General features: G+C 71.6%; 17 protein-coding genes. 6 read left to right on the top strand and 11 right to left on the bottom strand.

Going from position 1 to position 22,908, the window contains the following annotated elements; all coding sequences use genetic code 11:
* Positions 1-36: 36 nt before the first annotated feature.
* Genes ACIQWG_RS07665 through ACIQWG_RS07635 form a run of 7 tightly spaced genes read right to left on the bottom strand, consistent with a single transcriptional unit; the run spans position 37 to position 7,971 of the window.
* Entirely contained in the window at positions 37-888 is an 852-nt protein-coding gene (locus tag ACIQWG_RS07665; protein WP_404091671.1) for an HpcH/HpaI aldolase/citrate lyase family protein, read from the bottom strand.
* On the bottom strand, positions 885-2,084 hold the full coding sequence (locus tag ACIQWG_RS07660) for a CaiB/BaiF CoA transferase family protein (RefSeq protein ID WP_404091668.1): 1,200 nt from the start codon (positions 2,082-2,084) through the stop codon (positions 885-887). The genes ACIQWG_RS07665 and ACIQWG_RS07660 overlap by 4 nt, the downstream gene beginning before the upstream one ends.
* Complete coding sequence (gene rbsK / locus ACIQWG_RS07655) at positions 2,081-2,974, bottom strand: ribokinase (protein WP_404091665.1); 894 nt, start codon at positions 2,972-2,974, stop codon at positions 2,081-2,083. Before rbsK ends, ACIQWG_RS07660 begins: the two co-directional genes overlap by 4 nt.
* The gene (locus ACIQWG_RS07650) at positions 2,971-4,353 is read right to left on the bottom strand and encodes an ADP-ribosylglycohydrolase family protein (protein ID WP_404091662.1); all 1,383 of its coding nucleotides are present in this window, start codon (positions 4,351-4,353) and stop codon (positions 2,971-2,973) included. Before ACIQWG_RS07650 ends, rbsK begins: the two co-directional genes overlap by 4 nt.
* Positions 4,341-5,516, bottom strand: a complete 1,176-nt coding sequence (locus tag ACIQWG_RS07645; RefSeq protein WP_404091659.1) for an ADP-ribosylglycohydrolase family protein — start codon at positions 5,514-5,516, stop codon at positions 4,341-4,343. Before ACIQWG_RS07645 ends, ACIQWG_RS07650 begins: the two co-directional genes overlap by 13 nt.
* Before the next feature lie 8 nt (positions 5,517-5,524).
* A complete protein-coding gene (locus ACIQWG_RS07640) occupies positions 5,525-6,907 on the bottom strand; it encodes an ADP-ribosylglycohydrolase family protein (protein WP_404091656.1) in 1,383 nt (460 codons plus the stop codon).
* Positions 6,904-7,971, bottom strand: a complete 1,068-nt coding sequence (locus tag ACIQWG_RS07635; RefSeq protein ID WP_404091653.1) for an ADP-ribosylglycohydrolase family protein — start codon at positions 7,969-7,971, stop codon at positions 6,904-6,906. The genes ACIQWG_RS07640 and ACIQWG_RS07635 overlap by 4 nt, the downstream gene beginning before the upstream one ends.
* 271 nt (positions 7,972-8,242) lie before the next feature.
* Between ACIQWG_RS07635 and ACIQWG_RS07630 the strand changes: the two genes are divergently transcribed.
* The 3 genes from ACIQWG_RS07630 to ACIQWG_RS07620 all read left to right on the top strand — a co-directional run bounded on the left by ACIQWG_RS07630 (position 8,243) and on the right by ACIQWG_RS07620 (position 15,397).
* Positions 8,243-8,974 carry a VIT1/CCC1 transporter family protein gene (locus ACIQWG_RS07630; RefSeq protein ID WP_404091650.1) on the top strand — a complete coding sequence of 244 codons (732 nt, stop codon included), beginning with the start codon at positions 8,243-8,245 and terminating at the stop codon, positions 8,972-8,974.
* 371 nt (positions 8,975-9,345) lie between these two features.
* Complete coding sequence (gltB, locus tag ACIQWG_RS07625; RefSeq protein ID WP_404093488.1) at positions 9,346-13,944, top strand: glutamate synthase large subunit; 4,599 nt, start codon at positions 9,346-9,348, stop codon at positions 13,942-13,944.
* Complete coding sequence (locus ACIQWG_RS07620; protein WP_404091647.1) at positions 13,937-15,397, top strand: glutamate synthase subunit beta; 1,461 nt, start codon at positions 13,937-13,939, stop codon at positions 15,395-15,397. Before gltB ends, ACIQWG_RS07620 begins: the two co-directional genes overlap by 8 nt.
* A 130-nt stretch (positions 15,398-15,527) precedes the next feature.
* Here ACIQWG_RS07620 and ACIQWG_RS07615 read toward each other — a convergent pair whose 3' ends face one another.
* Together ACIQWG_RS07615 and ACIQWG_RS07610 are read right to left on the bottom strand one after the other, a co-directional pair.
* Complete coding sequence (locus ACIQWG_RS07615) at positions 15,528-16,436, bottom strand: chitosanase (RefSeq protein ID WP_404091644.1); 909 nt, start codon at positions 16,434-16,436, stop codon at positions 15,528-15,530.
* On the bottom strand, positions 16,433-17,371 hold the full coding sequence (locus ACIQWG_RS07610) for a rhomboid family intramembrane serine protease (RefSeq protein ID WP_404091642.1): 939 nt from the start codon (positions 17,369-17,371) through the stop codon (positions 16,433-16,435). Before ACIQWG_RS07610 ends, ACIQWG_RS07615 begins: the two co-directional genes overlap by 4 nt.
* A gap of 146 nt (positions 17,372-17,517) precedes the next feature.
* Between ACIQWG_RS07610 and ACIQWG_RS07605 the strand changes: the two genes are divergently transcribed.
* Both ACIQWG_RS07605 and ACIQWG_RS07600 read left to right on the top strand, forming a co-directional pair.
* Entirely contained in the window at positions 17,518-18,243 is a 726-nt protein-coding gene (locus ACIQWG_RS07605) for a vWA domain-containing protein (protein ID WP_404091639.1), read from the top strand.
* Between the two features lie 85 nt (positions 18,244-18,328).
* Complete coding sequence (locus tag ACIQWG_RS07600; RefSeq protein WP_404091636.1) at positions 18,329-19,975, top strand: cytochrome bc complex cytochrome b subunit; 1,647 nt, start codon at positions 18,329-18,331, stop codon at positions 19,973-19,975.
* Here the strand turns inward: ACIQWG_RS07600 and ACIQWG_RS07595 are convergent.
* Together ACIQWG_RS07595 and ACIQWG_RS07590 are read right to left on the bottom strand one after the other, a co-directional pair.
* The gene (locus ACIQWG_RS07595) at positions 19,950-20,918 is read right to left on the bottom strand and encodes an acyl-CoA dehydrogenase family protein (protein WP_404091633.1); all 969 of its coding nucleotides are present in this window, start codon (positions 20,916-20,918) and stop codon (positions 19,950-19,952) included. The two genes, ACIQWG_RS07600 and ACIQWG_RS07595, sit on opposite strands and share 26 nt — an antisense overlap.
* The gene (locus tag ACIQWG_RS07590; protein WP_404091629.1) at positions 20,918-22,057 is read right to left on the bottom strand and encodes an acyl-CoA dehydrogenase family protein; all 1,140 of its coding nucleotides are present in this window, start codon (positions 22,055-22,057) and stop codon (positions 20,918-20,920) included. Before ACIQWG_RS07590 ends, ACIQWG_RS07595 begins: the two co-directional genes overlap by 1 nt.
* A 67-nt stretch (positions 22,058-22,124) precedes the next feature.
* Here ACIQWG_RS07590 and ACIQWG_RS07585 point away from each other — a divergent pair, with 67 nt between their 5' ends.
* Complete coding sequence (locus ACIQWG_RS07585) at positions 22,125-22,907, top strand: SDR family oxidoreductase (RefSeq protein WP_404091626.1); 783 nt, start codon at positions 22,125-22,127, stop codon at positions 22,905-22,907.
* The last annotated feature ends 1 nt before the right edge of the window (position 22,908 follow it).

Genomic DNA, 22,908 nt, shown 5'->3' with positions numbered 1-22,908 from the left:
TCGTGTTCGAGCCGGGACGGGCCGGGACGGCGCCGGTCAGCGCCGGCGTGCCAGCGACAGGGTCCGCTGGGCCGCCGCCACCACCGCCGCGTCGATGAACGTTCCGTCCTGAAGTGCCTGCGCGCCCCGGTCCGCCGTGGCCGCCTTGATGATGGTCTCCGCCTGTTCGAGCTCCTCCTCCGTGGGGAGGTAGACCCGTTCGATCACCGGGAGCTGGCGTGGATGGATGGCGGCCCGGCCCAGGAAACCCAAGGTGCGGCCGTGCGCGCAGGACGCGATCAGGCCCTCCAGGTCACGGATGTCCGGGTGGATCGACTGGGACGGCGGCGGCAGGCCCGCCGCCCGCGCGGCCACCACCACGCGGGAGCGGGCCCAGTCGAGGCCCGCGTCACCGCGTACGCCCAGGTCGGCCCGTAGGTCTGCCTCGCCGAGGGAGACGCCGTGGAGGGAGGGGTGGGCGGCGGCGATGGCGTACGCGTGCTCGATGCCGAGGGCCGATTCGATCAGGGCGTGCAGCGGGGTCCTGCCCGGCGCGACGGGCGGGACGGTCTGGGCGAGGTGGATGACCTGCTCGGCGGAGGTCACCTTGGGCAGACGCAGGCCGGACAGCCCAGGGAGCGCCGCCAGCGCGGCGAGGTCCCGCGCCGCAGGCGGCGTGTCCAGGGCGTTCACCCGGACCTGGACGGGCACGGGGTGGTCCGGCTCGCAGAGCAGCTCGGCGGTGGCCTCGCGGGCGTAGTCCTTGCGGTCCGGGGCGACTGCGTCCTCCAGGTCGACGATGACGACGTCCGCACCGGACAGCAGGGCCTTGGCCACCACCCGAGGGCGGTCGCCGGGCGCGTACAGCCAGGTCAGCGGGTAGGTGCCGGTCTTCTGCGGGGGCGTCACAGGGCGCCCTCCGCACGCAGGGCCGTCAGCTCGGCGGGGGTCAGGCCCAGGTCGGTGAGGATCTCGTCCGTGTCCGCGCCGTGCGGGCGGCCGGTCCAGCGGATCGTGCCGGGGGTGGCCGAGAGCCGGAACAGCACGTTCTGCATTCGGAGCGGGCCCAGCTCGGGGTCGTCGACGGTGGTGATCGTGTCCAGCGCCGCGTATTGCGGGTCGGTCATCACCTCCCGTACGTCCTGGATCGGGGCCACCGCGGCCTCCGCCTTCTCGAAGGCCGCGAGGACGTCGACGCGGGTGTGGCGGGCGATCCAGTCGCCGACCGCCTTGTCGAGGACGTCGGCGTGGCGAGCCCGGTCGGCGCCCGTCGCGAACCACGGCTCGTCGATCAGGTCGGGTCGCCCCACCAGGTGCATCACCCGCTCGGCGATCGACTGGGCCGAGGTGGAGACGGCGACCCAGGTGCCGTCGGCGGTGCGGTAGGTGTTGCGCGGGGCGTTGTTGGCGGAGCGGTTGCCGGTGCGTTCCTGGACGTAGCCGAGCTGGTCGTACCAGGTCGCCTGGGGCCCGAGCGCCAGCAGCATCGGTTCGATGAGAGCCATGTCGACGACCTGACCCTCGCCGGTGCGCTCGCGGGCGGCGAGGGCGGTCATCACGGCGTACGCCGTCGCCAGACCCGCGATCGAGTCGGCCAGGCCGAAGGGCGGCAGCGTCGGCGGCGCGTCCGGTTCGCCGGTGAGCGCGGCGAAGCCGCTCATCGCCTCGGCGAGGGTGCCGAAACCGGGGCGGTGGGCGTAGGGGCCGAACTGGCCGAAGCCGGTGATACGGGCGAGGACCAGGCGGGGGTTGGCGGCGGCCAGCTCCGGCCAGCCGAGGTCCCATTTCTCCAGGGTGCCGGGGCGGAAGTTCTCGATGACGACGTCCGCGGTCGCGACCAGGCGCAGAAGGGTGGCGCGACCGCCGGGCTTGGAGAGGTTGAGCGTGATCGTCCGCTTGTTCCGGCCGAGCACCTTCCACCACAGGCCGACGCCGTCCTTCGACGGGCCGTGACCGCGGGAGGGGTCCGGCTTCTCGGGGTGCTCGACCTTGATGACCTCCGCGCCGAAGTCGCCGAGCATCGTGGCGGCGAGCGGGCCGGCGAAGAGCGTGGCCAGGTCGAGGACGCGGATACCGGTCAAGGGGGCCTTGGCCGACTCGGTCATGACGCGTACCGCTCGTCGATCTCGGGGCGGTACGGCATCGACACGGTGGCACCCTCGCGCTGGACCGACAGCGCGGCCGCCGCCGACGCCCACTTCAGCGCTTCCGGCATCGGGCGTCCCTCGCCGAGCGCCACCGCGAGGGCGCCGACGAAGGTGTCGCCGGCGCCGGTCGAGTCGACCGCGGTGACCTTCGGCGCGGGGACCGTCAGGGGATCGGCGTCGCGGCCGGCGTACAGGCTGCCGGCGGCGCCCAGGGTGACGACGACCTCGGGCACCCGGTCGAGCAGTGCGGTGGCGGCCTCGCGGGGGTCGGTGCGGCCGGTGAGGGTGGTGGCCTCGTGCTCGTTGGGGACCAACAGGTCGATGGTGGCGAGGAGTTCGTCCGGGAGCGGCTGCGCGGGGGACGGGGTGAGGACCGTACGGACGCCGTGCCGGTGGGCCGCCTGGGCGCCGGCGAGCACCGCGGCCAGCGGGATCTCCAGCTGGAGCAGCAGGATGTCGGCGGCGGCGATGACGCCCTCGTCGCCCGGGCTGAGGTGGTCCAGGGTGCCGTTCGCGCCGGGGATCACCACGATCGCGTTGCCGCCCTGGTCGTCCACGACGATGTGCGCGGTGCCGGAGGGGCCCTCGACCGTGCGCAGGTCGTCGGTGTCCACGCCGGAGTGTTCGAGGGTGGAGCGCAGCCGGGTGCCGAACGGGTCGTTGCCGACGGCGCCGATCATCGAGACCATGCCGCCCGCGCGGGCGGCGGCGATGGCCTGGTTGGCGCCCTTGCCACCGGGGGTCGTACGGAACTCCCGGCCGGTCACGGTCTCGCCGCGCTGTGGGGCCTTCTCGACGTAGGTGACGAGGTCCATGTTCGTGCTGCCGAGCACGACGATGTCGGTCATGGGCGGGCTGCCTCCAGGGGGGTGAGCCGGTGGGCGAGGTCGTGGGTGAGGCGGGCGGGCGCGTCGAAGCCGGTGCCGTTGAAGTCGGCGACGGAGGTGGCGAGGCGGTTCTTGAGGGGGGCCGTCCAGTGGTGGGGGAGCGCGGCGGGGGACCCGGCGAGGAGGGCGGCGACGCTGCCGGCCGTGGCACCGTTGGAGTCGGTGTCCCAACCCCCCGACACGGCACGGCAGATGGAGCCGGTGAAGTCGCCGTCCGCGTGGGTGAGGGCGGCGGCGATCAACGCGGTGTTGGGGATGGCGTGCACCCAGTGGTGGGTGCGCGCGTACGTGGCGTGGAGTTCGTCGACGACCGTGTCGAAGTCCTCGTGGGTGCGGGCCAAACGGATCGCGTGGTCGACGGCCCGGGCGAGGCGGGACCTCGGGGGGATCACCATGAGGCCGGTGCGCAGACAGGTGTGGATGTCGGCGGAGCCGGTCGCCGCCCGCGCGATGACGGCGGCCGTGAACATCGCCGCGTACACGCCGTTGGCGGTGTGCGTGAGGGTGGCGTCGCGATGGGCCTGATCGGCCGCGGCGGCCGGGTCGCCGGGGTTGGTCCAGCCGTGCACGTCCGCGCGGATCAGGGCGCCGATCCATTCGCGGAAGGGGTTGCGGTGGCGGGCCGTGTGCGGGGGTTCGATGCCGAGCAGGAGGTTGCGGCAGGCGATGCGTTCGGCCGTGAAGGTGCGGCCGGCCGGGAGCTCGTCGAGCCAGAGGCGGGCCACGTCGGTGGTGGTGAAGTCGCTGCCGTGGCGACGCAGCAGCAGGAGGTTGAGGAGCGGGTAGTTGAGGTCGTCGTCCTCGGGCATCCCGTCGATGTTCTCGGCGAGGGAGGTCGTCGCCGAGCGGCGGTTCCAGGGGTGGGCGGCGAGGAGTTCCTCGGGGACTCCCTTGGCCGTGAAGTACGTGCGCAGGGGCCAGTTGCCGGTGGAGCCCGCCAGCCGGCGAATCGCTTCGAGGGGCAGCTTCTCCACGGGCTTGCCGAGCAGACAGCCGACCGCCCGGCCCAGCCAGGCGGCCTCGTAGTGGTGCGGGGTGGGCGCGGCCGGGGTGGGCTCGGGCCAGGACGGACAGCTTGCCCTGATCCTCGCCAGGTCGGTGGGTTCGCTGTCCGCCAGCCTGCTCGGCAGGTCCGCCAGTTCGTCCAGCAGGTCCTCGGCCAGAGTCCGCAGGTAGCGTGACGCGGGGTGCGGTGACGCGCCCGCGCGCGTGGGCGCCTCGGTGCCGCCCGCCGCTCTCCAGCGCGCCGCGATCGCCGACGGCTCCCGGCCGTCCAGGGCCGCCTGCCGCAACTCGTGGCCGATCAGGTCCTCCGGCTGGACCCAGGTCAGTCGGAGCATCCTCGGCCCCCCAGCGCGGTGAACGCCGCCTCGTGCGCCCGGCGCCGGCGTACGTCCCGTTCGTGGATCTCCCTCGTCACCTCGGTCAGCGTGCGGGCCGGCTCCCCCAGGTCGAGGCGGCTGGCCTCCGCGACCGCCTTCGACCAGTCCTGCGGGACCGGTGAGCCGAGCGCGCCGGCCAGAGCACCGGCCATCGTGGCGATCGAGTCGCAGTCGCGGCCGTAGTTCACCGCGCCCAGGACCGCCCGGCGGTAGTCGCCGTCCGCGATCAGCACCATGGCCAGGGCGATCGGGAGTTCCTCGATGGCGTGCAGCCGGGAGGGGCGACGGGCACCGAGGGAGGGCCGGCGGTAGTCGGGGCCGACCGTGTCGTACGGGGTGACGGCCTCTCGGAGCGGAGCGAGGGCCGACTCGAACTCGGTGTGGTCGCCCGCCACTTCGCAGACCTTCTCGATCGCTGCCCTCGTGCCGTCCTTCGCCAGGGACAGACAGCTCTCCACGACCTTGGCCGGAGTCGCCCCCGGGGCGCATGCCGCGGCCACCGCCGCCGCGAGGACGCCCGCCGCCTCACGGCCGTACGACGACTGATGGGCGCCCGCGATGTCCAGCGCCTCCGCGTACGCGCCCCGCGGGTCGGCCGCGTTGACCAGGCCCACCGGGGCCATGTACATCGCCGCCCCGCAGTTGACGATGTTGCCGACGCCTGCCTCCCGCGGATCCACATGGCCGTAGTGGAGGCGCGCGACCAGCCATTTCTCGGCCAGGAAGACGCGCTGGAGGGGGAGGGCCTCCGACTCCAGCTCCGGGATCCAGCGCGGGTTCGTCATCAGGTCCGGGACCAGGTGGTCGGCGATCGCGTACGCGTCGAGGTGGTCGCGGACCTGCGCGTAGACCCGGATCAGCGCGTGCGTCATCAAGGTGTCGTCGGTGACGTGCCCGTCGCCCTTGTGGTACGGCGCGATGGGGCGGGCCGTGCGCCATGCGTCGCCGTTCCAGGGGCCGACGATGCCGTGCACCCGGCCGCCGTGGCGCTGAAGGATCTGGTCGGGGGAGTAGCCCTCCACCGGGCCGCCGAGGGCGTCCCCGACCGCCGCGCCGACCACGGCGCCGGTGATCCGCTCGTCGAGACACGGACCACTGCTTTCTTGTGCTTTGGGCGTCATGCCCCGAATCATCCTCCTGGTCGGGCCGGTTGTGTGGCTTCCAGCAGTTCGGCGAGTTCCACCAGGTCGGTACCGGTGAGGCGGGGGAGTGCACAGCCGGAGAGGGTGCGGCAGGTGTCCCGCCAGGACGCCGGGATCGACGTACCGCCGCCGAGCGTCCCGGTCAGCGCGCCCGCCAGGGCCGGTGCCGAGTCCGCGACGCGGGACAGGCACGCGGCGGCGGGGACGGCCTCGGCGATACGGCCGTGCGCGGCGACCGTGAGGGCGAGGGCGACCGGGACGGTCTCGGCGGCGGCGATGCCGTAGCTGTAGACGTGGTCGACGATCTGGTGTTCGAGGAGCGGGATCAGCGCGAAGGCGCTGTCGGCGTCCTGCGTGAGCCGCAGCGCGTGCCGGGCGTTGCGGCCGATCTCCGTCTCCTCGGGGAGCTCGGCGAGTGCCGCGGCCACGCAGGTCCCGGCGTCGGCGCCGGTCAGGGCGAGCGCCACGGCCGCCGCCATCGCCCGCGCGCCGTGTACGCCGTCGCCGTCCTGGGTGTAGCGGGCGTCGAACTCGGCGAGGTCGGCGGCGGCGTGCGGGTCGCCCGGGTGGGCGACGGCGAGGACGCAGGCGCGTACGCAGGCGGCGTCGTCGAAGTAGTGCGGGTTGTCGTGGCCGGTCGCGGGTGGGCGCAGGCCGGTGGCGAGGTTGCCGAGGCCGGCGCGGACGGAGATGCGGGCGCGCAGGGGGAGGATCGCCGACTCGACCTCGGGGGCGCGGTCGGCCGCGGCGGCCACCTCGCTGGCCACGGCGTTCCAGGTCAGGTCGATCGCGGCCCGGGTGCGGCGCTCCCGGCTGAGGTCGCCCAGGGCGGTGTCGTCGCCGGCGCGCAGGAGTGCCTCGGCTGCGAAGGCCGCCCATTCCGCGTCGTCGGAGGGGCCCAGGCGCAGGGGTTCCGGGGGCTGGTTCAGGGCGAGGGGGAGGGGGAGGGTGGTGGTGGCGTTGTGCTCGGCGAAGGTGTCGAGTTCGCGGGTGAGCCTTCGTGTCCACTCGGGCATGCGGGCGGCTCTGTGGCGGGCTGCCGGCCAGCCGGCGGCGTCGCCTGCGGCTAGGCCCAGGAGGAGGCCGGTGATGCGTTGTCCGGCCTCGGCTTCGCCTTCGGCCGGTTGTCTCCGACCCGCACCGCCCGTGCGGCTTTCGTCGTCGGGTGCGGGTGGCCCCGGTGGGGGGTGTTCGCCGTTGGCGGGTGCGGGTGGTGTGGGCTGTTCGTCGTCGGCGGGTGCAGGAGGTGCCGGTGTGGGGTGGCCGGTGTCCGTGGTCAGGGGTTCGGTCGGGTGGGTGAGGGGGGTCGGGGCCGGCTCCGGGGGTGCCGCGATCGGGGTTCCCTCGTCCAAGGGGATGGGCGGCGTCATCGGCGTACTCCTTCGCCCGGGACCGCGGCCTCACCCGATACGGCTCCCCCCGCCCCCCACTTCCCGCCCTCCCCCGGCACCAGTAGCTCTGCCACATCCAGCACGTGGTGCCCGGCCATCGACGGCAGGCAGCTTCCCCGGGCCGGTCCGATCGCCGCCGCCCACTCCGCCGGGATCGAGGACTCACCGAGCGTCGCCCCGGCCAGTGCCCCCGCGACCGCCGCCGTCGTGTCCGCGTCGCGGCCCATGTTGACGGCCGTCAGGACCGCCTGGACGAAGTCGCCGTCCGCCGCCGCGTACGCCCCGAAGGCCAGGGCGACCGCCTCGGGGGCCAGGTCGGTCCAGGGGTAGCCGCCGATGACGACCGCGGAGCGGACCGCGCGTTCGCCGCGGTGGGCCACCGCCACGGCCCGGCGCAGCGAGCGGGCCGTCCAGGAGTCGTCCGGGACCACCGCCAGCGCGGAGGCCACCACGGCGATCGTCGGCGCTCCCGCCATCGCCGCCGCCACACCCGCCGCCACCGCCTGGCCGCCGTAGATGCCCTCGCCGTCATGGCTCACCGAGCCGTCGATCGCCACCAGCCGGGCCGCCTCGGCCGGGCGGCCCGCCGCGAAGACGCCGAAGGGCGCCGCCCGCATGGCGAGACCGTCGCTCCAGGCGTGCCGGTGCTGGGCGGAGATGGGGGCGGCCAGGCCCCGGCGGAGGTTCTCCAGCGTGCCGCGCTCGCTGAAGCCGGCGCCCCTGAACGGACCCTCCGCCCGGTCCGCGATCCACTCGTGCCAGGCCGTCTCCACATGGGCGGCGGTGAGTGCCGAGCCGTGCCGGGCGAGGAGGAGTCCCGAGAAGATCGCGTACTCGGTGTCGTCCGTGCCGGAGGGGTTGTCGGTGACGAAGCCGGTGATACGGCCCCAGCGGGCGCGGATCTCGGAGGGCTTCATGTTCTCCGCCGGGGCGCCCAGCGCGTCGCCGACCGCCAGGCCCAGCAGTGCGCCGCGTGCCCTGCCGCGGAGTTCGGCGGCGTCCCCGGGCGCCGGGACCGAGGGGATGCAGGCGATCGATGGCATGCGCGGCCTCTCCTCCGTGGGCTCCGCCCAGGGTGCGGAGCCCCTTGCGGATATGTCCCACCGTCGGCGGTTGACCTGAGCCTCGGAAGCCCTGGTGTCACCCGGTCGACATTTGTGCGGGCCCCTACACGAATGAGCGTTCTAGAGGAAAACCGCAGGTTAGCCCAGCCTTTCCTTGCTGGCGAGCAGGAATTCGGAGGCGTAGATTTGGTGTTGTCGAAGAATAGAACGCGTCTAAAGACAGCCTTACCTGATCTTCTGGGGGACCTTCATGGCCATCATCGAGACCGAGGCGCCACTGCACGAGGCGCACCGGGACAACCACACCCACCGCGATGTGAACGGCGGCTGGCTGCGGCCCGCGGTCTTCGGTGCGATGGACGGGCTGGTCTCCAACCTGGCCCTGATGACCGGCGTCGCGGGCGGTGCGGTCAGCCATCAGACCGTCGTGCTGACCGGTCTCGCGGGGCTCGCCGCCGGCGCCTTCTCCATGGCGGCCGGCGAGTACACCTCCGTCGCCTCCCAGCGTGAGCTGGTCGAGGCCGAGCTGGACGTCGAGCGCCGGCAGCTGAGGAAGCACCCGGAGGACGAGGAGGCCGAGCTCGCGGCGCTCTACGAGTCCCGGGGTGTCGAACCGGAGCTCGCGCGGGCCGTCGCCGGGCAGCTCTCCCGCGATCCCGAGCTGGCCCTGGAGATACACGCCCGCGAAGAGCTCGGCATCGACCCCGGCGATCTGCCGTCGCCGCTGGTCGCGGCCGTCTCGTCGTTCGGTTCGTTCGCGCTGGGCGCCCTTCTGCCCGTACTGCCGTATCTGCTCGGCGCGACCGCGCTGTGGCCGGCCGTGCTGCTCGCGCTCCTCGGACTGTTCCTCTGCGGTGCCGTCGTGGCCAAGGTGACCGCGCGGACCTGGTGGTACAGCGGGCTGCGGCAGCTCGCCCTCGGTGGCGCCGCGGCCGGTGTGACGTACGCCCTGGGTGGTCTGTTCGGAACGGCCGTAGGATAGCTGGGCTCGCACTTATGCGTTGGGCCGCATAAGTAGCCGTTACTCGCTGGTTTCGGATGCATGACCAGCGGGCATGAGCCGTAAGCGCTGGGGGCAATGAAGCCTGCGGCACACTCGCGGGGTCGGCGACGACGCCTTCCCTGCCCCTCGGATCGTCGGACATCGACCTGTCCTGCTCGGTCCCCACATACTTCGAGCCATGTGCGCGGAACCCCTGCCGCAGCCCGTGGTGTCCGCATGATGGAACGGATTATCCCGCTTCCCGAGAACCGCCCCATCATGTAACCTGCACGAAATTTTGCACTCACGCAGAGGGCCAACGTCGTCCCTCGGCAATCTGCATATGCCACATGACGACGACGGGAGAGCCGATGCGTACGCCGCGCCAGCCGTCCCAGCACTCCGCGAATGGCCAGAACTGGTCGTTCATGGATGCTCGCCCTGCTGCGCAGGGTATGTACGACCCCCGCAACGAGCACGACGCCTGTGGCGTCGGCTTCGTGGCCACCCTCACCGGCGAGGCGAGCCACACGCTGGTCGAGCAGGCGCTCACCGTTCTGCGCAATCTCGAACACCGCGGCGCCACGGGCTCCGAGCCCGACTCGGGCGACGGCGCGGGCATCCTCTCCCAGGTGCCGCACGCCTTCTTCAGCGAGGTGGCCGAATTCGAGCTCCCCGAGGCCGGTGCGTACGCCGTCGGTATCGCCTTCCTGCCGGAGGACGGGACCCAGGACGCCGTCTCGCAGATCGAGACGATCGCGTCCGAGGAGGGTCTGACCGTCCTCGGCTGGCGTGAGGTGCCCGTCGCTCCCGAGCTGCTCGGTGCCACGGCCCGCTCGACGATGCCCGTCTTCCGTCAGGTCTTCGTCTCGGACGGTTCCTCGAAGGACATCGCCCTCGACCGCAAGGCCTTCGTGCTGCGCAAGCGCGCCGAGCGCGAGGCCGGTGTCTACTTCCCGTCGCTGTCGGCCCGCACCATCGTCTACAAGGGCATGCTGACCACCGGCCAGCTGGAGCCCTTCTTCCCGGACCTGTCCGACCGCCGCTTCGCCTCGGCCATCGCGCTGGTCCACTCGCGCTTCTCCACGAACACCTTCCCGTCGTGGCCGCTGGCGCACCCGTACCGCTTCGTCGCGCACAACGGTGAGATCAACACCGTCAAGGGCAACCGCAACTGGATGCGCGCCCGTGAGTCGCAGCTGGTCTCCGACCTGTTCGGACCGGACGGCAAGGCGCTGGAGCGCATCTTCCCGGTGTGCACCCCGGACGCCTCCGACTCCGCGTCCTTCGACGAGGTGCTCGAACTCCTGCACCTGGGTGGCCGTTCGCTGCCGCACTCCGTGCTGATGATGATCCCGGAGGCGTGGGAGAACCACGACTCCATGGACCCGGCCCGGCGCGCCTTCTACCAGTTCCACTCCACGATGATGGAGCCCTGGGACGGCCCGGCCTGTGTCACCTTCACCGACGGCACCCAGGTCGGCGCCGTGCTCGACCGTAACGGCCTGCGCCCCGGCCGCTACTGGGTCACCGACGACGGCCTCGTCGTCCTCGGCTCCGAGGTCGGCGTCCTCGACATCGACCCCGCGAAGGTCGTCCGCAAGGGCCGCCTCCAGCCCGGCCGCATGTTCCTCGTGGACACCGCCGAGCACCGCATCATCGAGGACGACGAGATCAAGGCGGGCCTCGCCGCCGAGCAGCCGTACGGCGAGTGGCTGGAAGCCGGCGAGATCGAGCTCTCCGACCTGCCCGAGCGTGAGCACATCGTGCACACCCACGCCTCGGTCACCCGCCGCCAGCAGACCTTCGGCTACACCGAGGAGGAGCTGCGCGTCATCCTCGCGCCGATGGCCAAGGCCGGTGCCGAGCCGATCGGCTCGATGGGCACCGACTCGCCGATCGCCGCGCTGAGCGACCGCCCGCGTCTGCTCTTCGACTACTTCACCCAGCTGTTCGCGCAGGTCACCAACCCGCCGCTGGACGCCATCCGCGAGGAGCTCGTCACCTCGCTGAACTCCTCGCTGGGCCCGCAGGGCAACCTGCTCGACCCGACGGCCGCCTCCTGCCGCTCGGTCACCCTGCCCTTCCCGGTGATCGACAACGACGAGCTGGCCAAGCTCATCCACATCAACGCCGACGGCGACATGCCCGGCTTCAAGGCCGCGACCCTGTCCGGTCTGTACCGGGTGCACGGCGGCGGCGACGCGCTGGCCGCGCGCATAGAGGAGATCTGCGCCGAGGCCGACGCCGCCATCGACAACGGCGCCCGGCTGATCGTCCTGTCGGACCGCCACTCCGACGCCGAGCACGCGCCGATCCCGTCGCTGCTGCTCACCGCGGCCGTCCACCACCACCTCATCCGCACCAAGCAGCGCACCCACGTGGGCCTGCTGGTCGAGGCCGGCGACGTCCGCGAGGTCCACCACGTCGCGCTGCTCATCGGCTTCGGCGCCGCCGCGGTCAACCCGTACCTGGCGATGGAGTCCGTCGAGGACCTGGTCCGGGCCGGTACCTTCCTGCCCGGCATGGAGTCCGAGAAGGCCATCCGCAACCTGATCTACGCCCTCGGCAAGGGTGTTCTGAAGGTCATGTCCAAGATGGGCATCTCCACCGTCGCCTCCTACCGCGGCGCCCAGGTCTTCGAGGCCGTCGGTCTCGACGACGCCTTCGTGGAGAAGTACTTCAACGGCACCGCCACCAAGATCGGCGGCGTCGGCATCGACGTCATCGCCAAGGAGGTCGCCGCCCGCCACGCGAAGGCGTACCCGGCGAGCGGCATCGCTCCGGCCCACCGCGCCCTCGACATAGGCGGCGAGTACCAGTGGCGCCGCGAGGGCGAGCCACACCTGTTCGACCCGGAGACGGTCTTCCGCCTCCAGCACTCGACGCGTGCGAACCGCTACGACATCTTCAAGAAGTACACGGACCGCGTGAACGAGCAGTCCGAGCGGCTGATGACGCTCCGCGGGCTGTTCGGCTTCAAGTCCGACCGGCAGCCGATCTCCATCGACGAGGTCGAGCCGGCTTCCGAGATCGTCAAGCGCTTCTCCACCGGCGCCATGTCGTACGGCTCCATCTCCAAGGAGGCGCACGAGACCCTCGCCATCGCCATGAACCAGCTGGGCGGCAAGTCCAACACCGGTGAGGGCGGCGAGGACCCGGACCGGCTGTACGACCCGGCCCGCCGGTCGTCCATCAAGCAGGTCGCCTCCGGCCGCTTCGGTGTGACGTCCGAGTACCTGGTCAACGCCGACGACATCCAGATCAAGATGGCCCAGGGCGCCAAGCCCGGCGAGGGCGGCCAGCTGCCCGGCCACAAGGTCTACCCGTGGGTCGCCAAGACGCGTCACTCGACGCCGGGCGTGGGCCTGATCTCCCCGCCGCCGCACCACGACATCTACTCCATCGAGGATCTGGCCCAGCTGATCCACGACCTGAAGAACGCCAACCCGCAGGCCCGCATCCACGTGAAGCTGGTCTCCGAGGTCGGCGTCGGCACGGTCGCGGCCGGTGTGTCCAAGGCCCACGCGGACGTCGTGCTCATCTCCGGCCACGACGGCGGCACCGGCGCCTCCCCGCTGACCTCGCTGAAGCACGCGGGCGGTCCCTGGGAGCTCGGCCTCGCCGAGACCCAGCAGACGCTGCTGCTCAACGGCCTGCGCGACCGGATCGTCGTACAGACCGACGGCCAGCTGAAGACCGGCCGTGACGTCGTCATCGCCGCGCTGCTCGGCGCCGAGGAGTTCGGTTTCGCGACCGCGCCGCTCGTCGTCTCCGGCTGCGTCATGATGCGCGTCTGTCACCTCGACACCTGCCCGGTCGGCATCGCCACCCAGAACCCGACGCTGCGCGACCGGTTCACGGGCAAGGCCGAGTACGTCGTGAACTTCTTCCAGTTCATCGCCGAGGAGGTCCGTGAGATCCTCGCCGAGCTGGGCTTCCGCACCATCGAGGAGGCCGTCGGCCACGCCGAGACGCTGGACGTCACGCGGGCCGTCGACCACTGGAAGGCGCAGGGCCTGGACCTGGAGCCGCTGTTCCACGTGCCCGAGCTGCCCGAGGGCGCGGTGCGCCACCAGCTGATCGAGCAGGACCACGGCTTGGAGAAGGCGCTCGACAACGAGCTCGTCAAGCTCGCCGCCGACGCGCTGGCCGCGGACTCCGCGACCGACGCCCAGCCGGTGCGCGCCCAGGTCAAGGTCCGCAACATCAACCGCACGGTCGGCACCATGCTCGGCCACGAGGTGACGAAGAAGTTCGGTGGCGCGGGCCTGCCCGACGACACCATCGACATCACCTTCACCGGCTCGGCCGGCCAGTCCTTCGGCGCCTTCCTCCCGCGCGGTGTCACGCTGCGCCTGGAGGGCGACGCCAACGACTACGTCGGCAAGGGCCTCTCCGGCGGCCGGGTCATCGTCCGCCCGGACCGGGGCGCCGACCACCTCGCCGAGTTCTCGACGATCGCGGGCAACACCATCGCGTACGGCGCGACCGGCGGCGAGCTGTTCCTGCGCGGTCGCACGGGAGAGCGGTTCTGTGTCCGTAACTCCGGCGCGACGGTCGTCTCCGAAGGCGTGGGCGACCACGGCTGCGAGTACATGACCGGCGGTCACGCGGTGGTCCTGGGCGAGACGGGCCGTAACTTCGCGGCCGGTATGTCCGGTGGCATCGCGTACGTCATCGACCTCGACCGGGACAACGTCAACGTCGGCAACGTCGGTGCCGTGGAGGCCCTCGACGACACCGACAAGCAGTGGCTGCACGACGTGGTCCGCCGGCACCAGGAGGAGACCGGCTCCACGGTCGCCGAGAAGCTGCTGGCCGAGTGGGACACCGCGGTCGAGCGCTTCAGCAAGATCATCCCCAGCACGTACAAGGCAGTGCTCGCCGCCAAGGACGCCGCCGAGCGAGCCGGTCTGACCGAGACCGAGGTCACCGAGAAGATGATGGAGGCGGCGATCAATGGCTGACCCGAAGGGCTTTCTGAACCACGGGCGCGAGGTCGCCAAGTCCCGCCCGGTCGAGGAGCGCAAGAAGGACTGGAACGAGGTCTACGTCCCCGGCTCCCTGCTGCCGATCATCAGCAAGCAGGCCAGCCGCTGCATGGACTGCGGCATCCCGTTCTGCCACAACGGCTGCCCGCTCGGGAACCTGATCCCCGAGTGGAACGACTACGCCTACCGCGAGGACTGGACGGCGGCGTCCGAGCGCCTGCACGCGACCAACAACTTCCCGGAGTTCACCGGTCGCCTCTGCCCGGCCCCCTGTGAGTCGGCCTGTGTGCTCGGCATCAACCAGCCGGCCGTCACCATCAAGAACGTCGAGGTCTCCATCATCGACAAGGCGTGGGACGCGGGCACCGTCGCCCCGCAGGCCCCGGAGCGCCTGTCCGGCAAGACCGTCGCCGTCATCGGCTCGGGCCCGGCGGGCCTGGCCGCGGCCCAGCAGCTGACCCGGGCCGGCCACACCGTCGCCGTCTACGAGCGCGCGGACCGCGTCGGAGGCCTGCTCCGGTACGGCATCCCCGAGTTCAAGATGGAGAAGCGGCACATCAACCGCCGTATCGAGCAGATGCGCGCGGAGGGCACCCGCTTCCGGACCGGCATCGAGATCGGCAAGGACCTCAAGGCCACCGATCTGAAGAAGCGGTACGACGCGATCGTCATCGCCGCCGGCGCCACGACCGCCCGTGACCTCCCGGTCCCCGGCCGCGAGCTCAAGGGCGTGTACCAGGCGATGGAGTACCTGCCGCTGGCCAACAAGGTCCAGGAGGGCGACTACGTCACCACCCCGATCTCGGCCGAGGGCAAGCACGTCGTCGTCATCGGCGGCGGCGACACCGGCGCCGACTGCGTGGGCACCGCCCACCGCCAGGGCGCGGCCTCGGTGACCCAGCTGGAGATCATGCCGCAGCCGGGCGAGGACCGGGCGCCGCACCAGCCGTGGCCGACCTTCCCGATGCTGTACAAGGTCACCTCCGCGCACGAGGAGGGCGGCGAGCGGGTCTACTCCGTCTCCACCACCCACTTCGAGGGCGACGAGGACGGCAACGTCCAGTGGCTGCACCTCACCGAGGTGGAGTTCATCGACGGCAAGCTGACCCCGAAGCCGGGCACCGAGCGCAAGATCCCCGCCCAGCTGGTGACGCTGGCGATGGGCTTCACCGGTACCGACCGCGAGAACGGCCTGGTCGAGCAGTTCGGCCTGGACCTCGACGAGCGCGGTAACATCGCCCGCGACGCCGACTTCCAGACCAATGTGCCGGGCGTCTACGTCGCCGGTGACGCGGGCCGCGGCCAGTCGCTCATCGTGTGGGCCATCGCGGAGGGCCGCTCGGCCGCCCGCGGCTGCGACCGCTTCCTGACCGGAGCGAGCGACCTGCCGGCCCCGATCCGGCCGACGGACCGTTCGCTGATGGTCTGACGGCACAAAAGATGACCTGACGGTCATCCACAGAACGTCCCGTACAAAGGCGTACGGAACACAGACGGCGCCTGCCCCACAGTCCCCGACCGGACGACTGGGCAGGCGCCGTCACCTTTGCCGGCAGGCTCTACGGCACCCGGAACGTCTCCCCGTACACCCGCCACTCCAGCGGCGTCCGCAACCGGAGGTTCCCGTCGTACAGGAACCGCCGCTGGGCCGTGTCGATGCGGGTGGTGTCGGTGCCGGGACGTTTCTCCCGCATGGCCGTGCGGCGGATGTCGAGGAAGATGTCCAGGTACGCCTTCTCCGAGCCGCCCTGGGACGGGGAGTCCGCCTCGCGCAGGGCGCGTTCCCGCAGGGCGTAGAAACCGTCCCCGTCGATGCCGGGACCGTGGAAGACCATCGCGTCGAAGTAGATGAACTGGCCCAGCGTGCCGAGACCGTCGAGCTTGGCGAGGCGGACGGCCGGGTCGAAGTAGGCGCGGTCACGCTCGGCGAGCTGCGCCTGCTGGAAGTCCGGCCGTTCGGCCTCCGCCTTCCAGGCCGCCGTGAAACCGGGGTCGAGGCCCTCGTGGGAGTCGGAGCCGTCCACCGCGCGCAGGGCGGGCAGATAGCGGGCGAGCCCGTTGTCCGGGTGGTCGTCGGTGTAGCGCTCGACCAGCGTGAGCAGGTCGTGGGTGCCGGTGCAGAAGCCGATGATGCCGGCCGTGTAGCCCTGGCCGTCCCCGATGTCCTCGATGTAGCCGTAGGCGCGGCGCCAGTCCAGGGTCGAGTTCTCGGCGGAGGAGACAAGTTGCTGGGCCAGCTCCCTCTTCGCCGGGTCGGCGAGACCCGGCGGCAGGCTCGCGATCACCTCGTCGTCCGCCGCCCGCTCCCGCTCGGCGCGGCTCTTGGCGTCCTGGCGGGAGGACTGCTGCGCGGTGGCCATGGGGGGCTCGGCCGGGCTCTGAGCGGAGTCGGTGGGGAGGAGGAAGTACACGGAGGCGGTGATCGCCACGGGGACGGCCGCGAACAGCAGGATTCCCCTACGTCTCACTGGACCGCTCCGTTCCCCGTCAGCTCCGCCACCTTGGCGAACGCGACCACCGTCAGCAGCACCAGTACCCCCGCACAGACGACCGTCTGGATCAGCGCCCGGCGCGGTCCGCGCGGGACGTACGCGTAGGCCAGCGTCACCGCCGCACCCGTCAGCAGGCCGCCCAGGTGACCCTGCCAGGAGGTGAGGCCGGCGGAGAGCAGCAGCCACAGGAGCAGGAACGCCATGAACCGGTTGACGGCGCCCAGGTCGGCGCCGACCCGGCGGGCGAGGACGTAGTACGCGGCGCCCAGGCCGAAGATCGCGCCCGACGCCCCGACCGTCTCGACGTTCACGCCGGTGAGCAGCAGCACGGACACCGAACCGCCCAGCGTCGACAGCAGATAGAGGGCGATGAACCGGACCCGGCCCAGCATGGGCTCCACGACCCGGCCGAGCTGCCACAGCGAGACCATGTTCATCACGACGTGCAGCAGCCCGAAGGTGCCCTCGGTGGGCGGCAGATGCAGAAAGCCGCTCGTCAGCAGCCGCTCCCACTGCCCGGCGACCACACCCTCGGCATGGAAGTCCGCCGGGTACCCGGGCTGGTAGACGTAGTAGCCGCCGTCCGGCCCGACCAGCCGGGCGCTGACCATCGCGAACCGGTCCAGGATCTCCGGGCGCACCACCTCGGCCAGATAGGCGAGCACGTTCAGCCCGATCAGCACCGAGGTCACCAGCGGTGCCGCGGCGATCCGCCCGCCGACGACCGTCCGGGCCTGCCGCACCGACCGGGAACCCTCCCGCACGCACTCCACGCACTGGTGGCCGACGGCCGCCTCCCGCATGCAGTCCGGGCAGATGTACCGCTCGCAGCGGGTGCAGCGAACGTGGGACTCCACCTTCGTATGGCGGAAGCAGGTGGTGACGGCGGACTCGGTGGACTCGGACTCCACGGCCGGCTCCTCTGGGGACGGGACGAAAGATGAGCCGGTGGGGACGGCGACGGACAAAAATATCGAACGCCTGTGGACGGAGGGAGGGGAGGGGCCGGTGGTGTCGTAATCTCGGCACCCGGTGTGAGGCCCTAGGGGGAGAGAGTATGGCGGCGATCAGTCTCAGCAAGATGGAGGAGACCGCGCCCGCGCTGGTCAGCCTGTACAAGAGCGCCGGGGTGTCGCTGCACAAACACGGGCTCGGCGGGGTGCGGGCCGCGGTCTATCTGGTGGTCGACTACTCCGGTTCGATGAAGCCGTACTACAAGGACGGCAGCGTGCAGGCGCTCGCCGACCGGGTGCTCGGCCTGTCGGCGCACTTCGACGACGACGGGACCGTGCCGGTGGTGTTCTTCTCCACCGACGTCGACGCCGAGACCGAGATCGCGTTGGCCGACCATCAGGGGCGGATCGAGCGGATCGTGTCCGGGCTCGGGCACATGGGCAAGACCAGCTACCACCTGGCCATGGACGCCGTCATCGACCACTACCTCGACAGCGGCTCGCAGCACCCCGCCCTGGTCGTCTTCCAGACCGACGGCGGCCCGATCAACAAGCTCGCCGCCGAGCGGTACCTGTGCAAGGCGGCCCCGCTTCCGCTGTTCTGGCAGTTCATCGGGTTCGGGGACGCCACCAGCAAGCAGTTCGACTTCCTGCGCAAGCTCGACGAGCTGGCCGTCCCGGACAAACGGGTGATCGACAACGCCGGGTTCTTCCACGCCGGTTCGGATCCGCGGACCGTCTCCGACGCCGAGCTGTACGACCGGCTGGTCGAGGAGTTCCCGAAGTGGCTGGTGGCGGCGCGGGCGCAGGGGATCGTACGGCCCTCCTGACCGGGAGGTTCGGCCCGTCGGCCCTGTTGGCTCAGCCCCTACCGCCGTGTAACCCTGAGGTGATCCGGCGGGAAGGCGACGACGTATGGACGGCGCACGAACGGGGAACGAGGCGGCGGCGCGGCGGTCCGCGCCGCCGGGCAAGGGCGAGCGGGTCGCCGACTGGGCCGACGGGCGGCTCGGGCTCTACGCGCTGGCCAAGGCCAACATGCGCAAGGTCTTCCCGGACCACTGGTCGTTCATGCTGGGCGAGGTCTGCCTCTACAGCTTCCTGGTGCTGATCCTCACCGGCGTCTACCTCACCCTGTTCTTCGAGCCGAGCACCGCCGAGGTCGTCTACAACGGCACCTACGAGCCGCTCAACGGCGTGCTGATGACCAGGGCGTACGAGTCCACGCTCGACATCAGCTTCGATGTGCGCGGCGGGCTGCTGATCCGGCAGATCCACCACTGGGCGGCGCTGGTCTTCGTCACCGGCATGCTGGTGCACATGATGCGGGTGTTCTTCACCGGCGCCTTCCGCAAGCCGCGCGAGCTGAACTGGGTGTTCGGCTGGACGCTGCTGATGCTCGGCATCATCACCGGCCTGACCGGCTACTCCCTCCCCGACGACCTGCTCTCCGGCACGGGCCTGCGGTTCGCGCACGGCGCGATCCTGTCCATCCCGATCATCGGGACGTACGCGGCGTTCTTCCTCTTCGGCGGGGAGTTCCCCGGGGAGGACTTCATCGCGCGCCTCTACCCGATCCACATCCTGCTGCTGCCCGGGATCATGCTGGCGCTGGTGGCCGCCCATCTGATCCTGGTCTTCTACCACAAGCACACGCAGTACCCCGGCCCCGGACGCGACCAGAAGTCCGTCGTCGGCATGCCCTTCCTGCCGGTGTACATGGCCAAGGCGGGCGGCTTCTTCTTCCTGGTCTTCGGTGTGCTCGCGCTCATGGGCGGCGTCGCCAGCATCAACCCGGTGTGGGCCTTCGGGCCCTATCGCCCCGACCTGGTGACCACGGGCGCTCAACCCGACTGGTATCTGGGCTTCTCCGAGGGCCTGATCCGGGTGATGCCGGGATGGGAGCTGAACGCCTGGGGCCACACGCTGGAACTGGGCGTCTTCATCCCCTTCTCGCTCTTCCCGCTGATCCTGCTCGCGCTCGGTCTGTATCCCTTCCTGGAAGCCTGGATCACCGGCGACAGACGCGAGCACCACATCCTCGACCGGCCGCGCAACATGCCCGTGCGCACCGGGCTGGGCGCGGCCTGGCTGAGCCTGTACGCGGTGCTGCTGATCGGCGGCGGCAACGACATCGTGGCCACGCATCTGCATCTGTCCATCAACTCGATCACCTGGTTCGTGCGGGTCGCGGTGTTCGTGGTGCCGGTCGTCACCTACTCGGTGACCAAGCGCATCTGTCTCGGACTCCAGCGCCGGGACCGGGACAAGGTGCTGCACGGCAGGGAGACCGGCACCATCAAACGGCTCCCGCAGGGCGAGTACATCGAGATCCATGAGCCGCTCTCCCAGGGCGAGCTGTTCACCCTCACCCAGCACGAGGAGCATCCGCCGTACGAGATCGGCCCGCGGGTCGACGCGAACGGTGTCCGGCGGCGGGTCACCGTGCACGAGCGGGTGCGGGCGAGACTGGCGGAGGCGATGTTCGGTCCCCGGTCGCGCATCCCCAAGCCGACTGAGGAGGAGTACCGGGAGATCACCAGCGGCGATCACCACCACTGAGCACCGTGTCCCTGCACTCGTCCGGGCTGCCCCAGGAGGTGCGCAGGGCTCGGGCCTTGGTCAGCCACAGCGACAGGTCGTACTCCGCCGTGTAGCCGATCGCGCCGTGCAGTTGGAGCGCGGTGCGGGCGGTGGCGTACGCGGCCTCGCAGGCGGCGATCTTGGCGGCGGCGACATCGACCGGGTCCAGGGTGAGCGCGGCGCCGAGGACGAGGGGCCGGGCGAACTCCAGGCCGACCTTCGCGTCGGCGAGGCGATGCTTCACGGCCTGGAACGAACCGATGGGGACGCCGAACTGGGTGCGCTGCTTGACGTACGCGACCGTCCTGTCGAGCAGGGCGAGTCCGACGCCGAGAGCCTGGGCGCCGGTGGTGAGACGGGCGAGGGTGAGAGCGTGGGCGGTGGGCGGGTCGGCGCTGATCAGTTCGCCGCCGGGGGTGAGGGGGGTGAGGCGGCGGGCCGGGTCGAGGGAGGCGCGCACGGGGCCATGGCCGGGGGAGAGGTACAGCCCGTCGGGGGTGAGCGCGAGGAGGGTGGTGGCCGCGTCACCGTCCAGCGCGTACGGCGCCGTCCACGCCAGCGTCGCCATGACGTCCCCGGCCGCCAGCGCCGGCAGGAGCCGCTTGGCCGGGCCGGGGTCCGGCAGCCCGGCCAGCAGAGCCGCCGCCGTGACCGTCTCCACCAGTGGTCCCGGTACCGCGTGCCGTCCTAACTCCACGAAGGCGACGGCGAGTTCGACGGGCCGGGGGCCCATCCCCTCGTAGGCTTCGGGAACGGCCAGCGCGAACACCCCGGCCTCGGCGATACGGGACCACAGCGCACGACCACCGGCATGCTCGCCCCGGCTCCACGCCCGTACGACCGCCGGGGTGTCGGCCGCCGTCAGCATGGCGTCCAGGGAGTCGGCGAAGGCGCGCTGCGCGGTGTCGAGGAGGAATCTCATCAGCGTCGGCCCTTCGGCAGGCCGAGCAGGCGCTCGGCGATGATGTCGCGCTGGATCTCGTTCGTCCCCGCGTAGATGGGGCCGGCCAGGGCGAAGACATACCGCTGAGACCAGTCGGTGTCGGCCGGCTCGCCCTCGGCGCCGAGGAGGTCGAGGGCCGTCTCGTGCAGGGCGATGTCGTACTCCGACCAGAAGACCTTGTTCAGGCTGGACTCCGGGCCGAGCGACTCGCCGTCGAGGAAGCGGGAGGCCGCGGCGTAGGTGAAGAGCTGGTAGGCGCGGGCGCCGATCAGGGCGTCGGCCACCCGGCCCCGCGCGCCGTGCGGGCTGCCCTGGGACCGCCACAGACCGTGCAGACGGTCGGCGCTCGCGAGGAAGCGGCCGGGGGAGCGGAGCATCAGCCCCCGCTCGTTGCCCGCCGTCGACATCGCGATCCGCCAGCCCTGGCCGGGCGCGCCGATCACGTCCTGGTCCGGCACGAACACGTCGTCCAGGAACAGCTCGGCGAAGGCGGGCTTGCCGTCGAGGCGGGCGACGGGGCGGACGGTGACGCCGGGGGCGCGCAGGTCGAACATCAGGTAGGTCAGGCCCTGGTGGGGCTTCGGGGCGTCCGGATCGGAACGGAACAGGCCGAACGCGCGGTCGGCGAAGGCGGCGCGCGAGGACCAGGTCTTCTGGCCCGACAGCAGCCAGCCGCCGTCCGCGCGCACGGCCTTCGACCTGAGCGAGGCCAGATCCGAGCCCGCCTCCGGCTCCGACCAGGCCTGCGCCCAGATCACCTCGCCGGTCGCCATCGGCGGAAGCACACGGGCGCGTTGCTCCTCGGTGCCGTGGTCGAAGAGGGTCGGGGCCAGGAGGCTGACGCCGTTCTGACCGACGCGGCCCGGCGCGCCCGCCGCGTAGTACTCCTCCTCGAACAGCAGCCACCGCACGAGTGAGGCGTCCCGGCCGCCGTACGCCGTCGGCCAGTTCACCACCGACCAGCGCTCCTCGGCCAGCTCGGCCTCCCACGCCCGGTGCGCCGCGAAGCCCTCCTCGGTCTCCAGGGAGGGAAGCGGATCGGACGGCACATGCGCGCGCAGCCAGGCGCGGGCCTCGGCGCGGAACGCCTCGTCGGCGCCTGAGTGGACCAGGTCCACGGTCGCCCTCCCCCTCGGAGCCCTGCGGGTCTTCCCTAACAAGTGTTTGGTAGGTTAGCGTGCCGCTATGACAAACGTCGAGGCGCCGGCGTACGTTCCCGGGCACGGAGTGCTCCGCGGACGCACCGCCGTCGTCACCGCGGCGGCCGGTGCGGGCATCGGTGGGGCGACCGCGCGCCGCTTCCTCGAAGAGGGCGCCCGCGTGCTGATCAGCGACGCCCACGCCCGGCGCCTGAAGGAGTGCGAGGCGGAGCTGGCCCGGGAGTTCGAGGGCGCGGTCGCCTCCGCGGTGTGCGACGTCACCGACGAGGCGCAGGTGCGGGCACTGTTCGACACCGCCGTGCGGGCACACGGCCGGCTCGACGTCGTCGTCAACAACGCGGGCCTGGGAGGGACTTCGACGCTCGTGGACATGACCGACGAGCACTGGTCGAGAGTCCTCGACGTCACCTTGAACGGCACCTTCCGCTGCACCCGGGCCGCCCTGCGCCGCATGCGCGACACCGGCGGCGTGATCGTCAACAACGCCTCCGTCGTCGGCTGGCGCGCCCAGGCCGGGCAGGCCCACTACGCGGCGGCCAAGGCGGGCGTGATGGCACTGACCCGGTGCGCCGCGATCGAGGCCGCCGAGTACGGGGTGCGGGTCAACGCGGTCTCCCCGAGCCTCGCCATGCACCCGCACCTCGCCAAGGTCACCACCCCCGAGCTGCTGGAGGAACTGACCGCGCGCGAGGCGTTCGGACGCCACGCCGAGCCCTGGGAGGTGGCCAACGTGATCGTCTTCCTGGCCTCCGACTACTCCTCGTACATGACGGGAGAGATCGTCTCCGTCAGCAGTCAGCGCGCCTAGG

The sequence above is a fragment of the Streptomyces sp. NPDC098781 genome (assembly GCF_044759995.1).
Taxonomy (GTDB): domain Bacteria; phylum Actinomycetota; class Actinomycetes; order Streptomycetales; family Streptomycetaceae; genus Streptomyces.
Note: the sequence above shows the minus strand (reverse complement) of the source record. Positions and strands in the feature narration are given on the sequence as shown.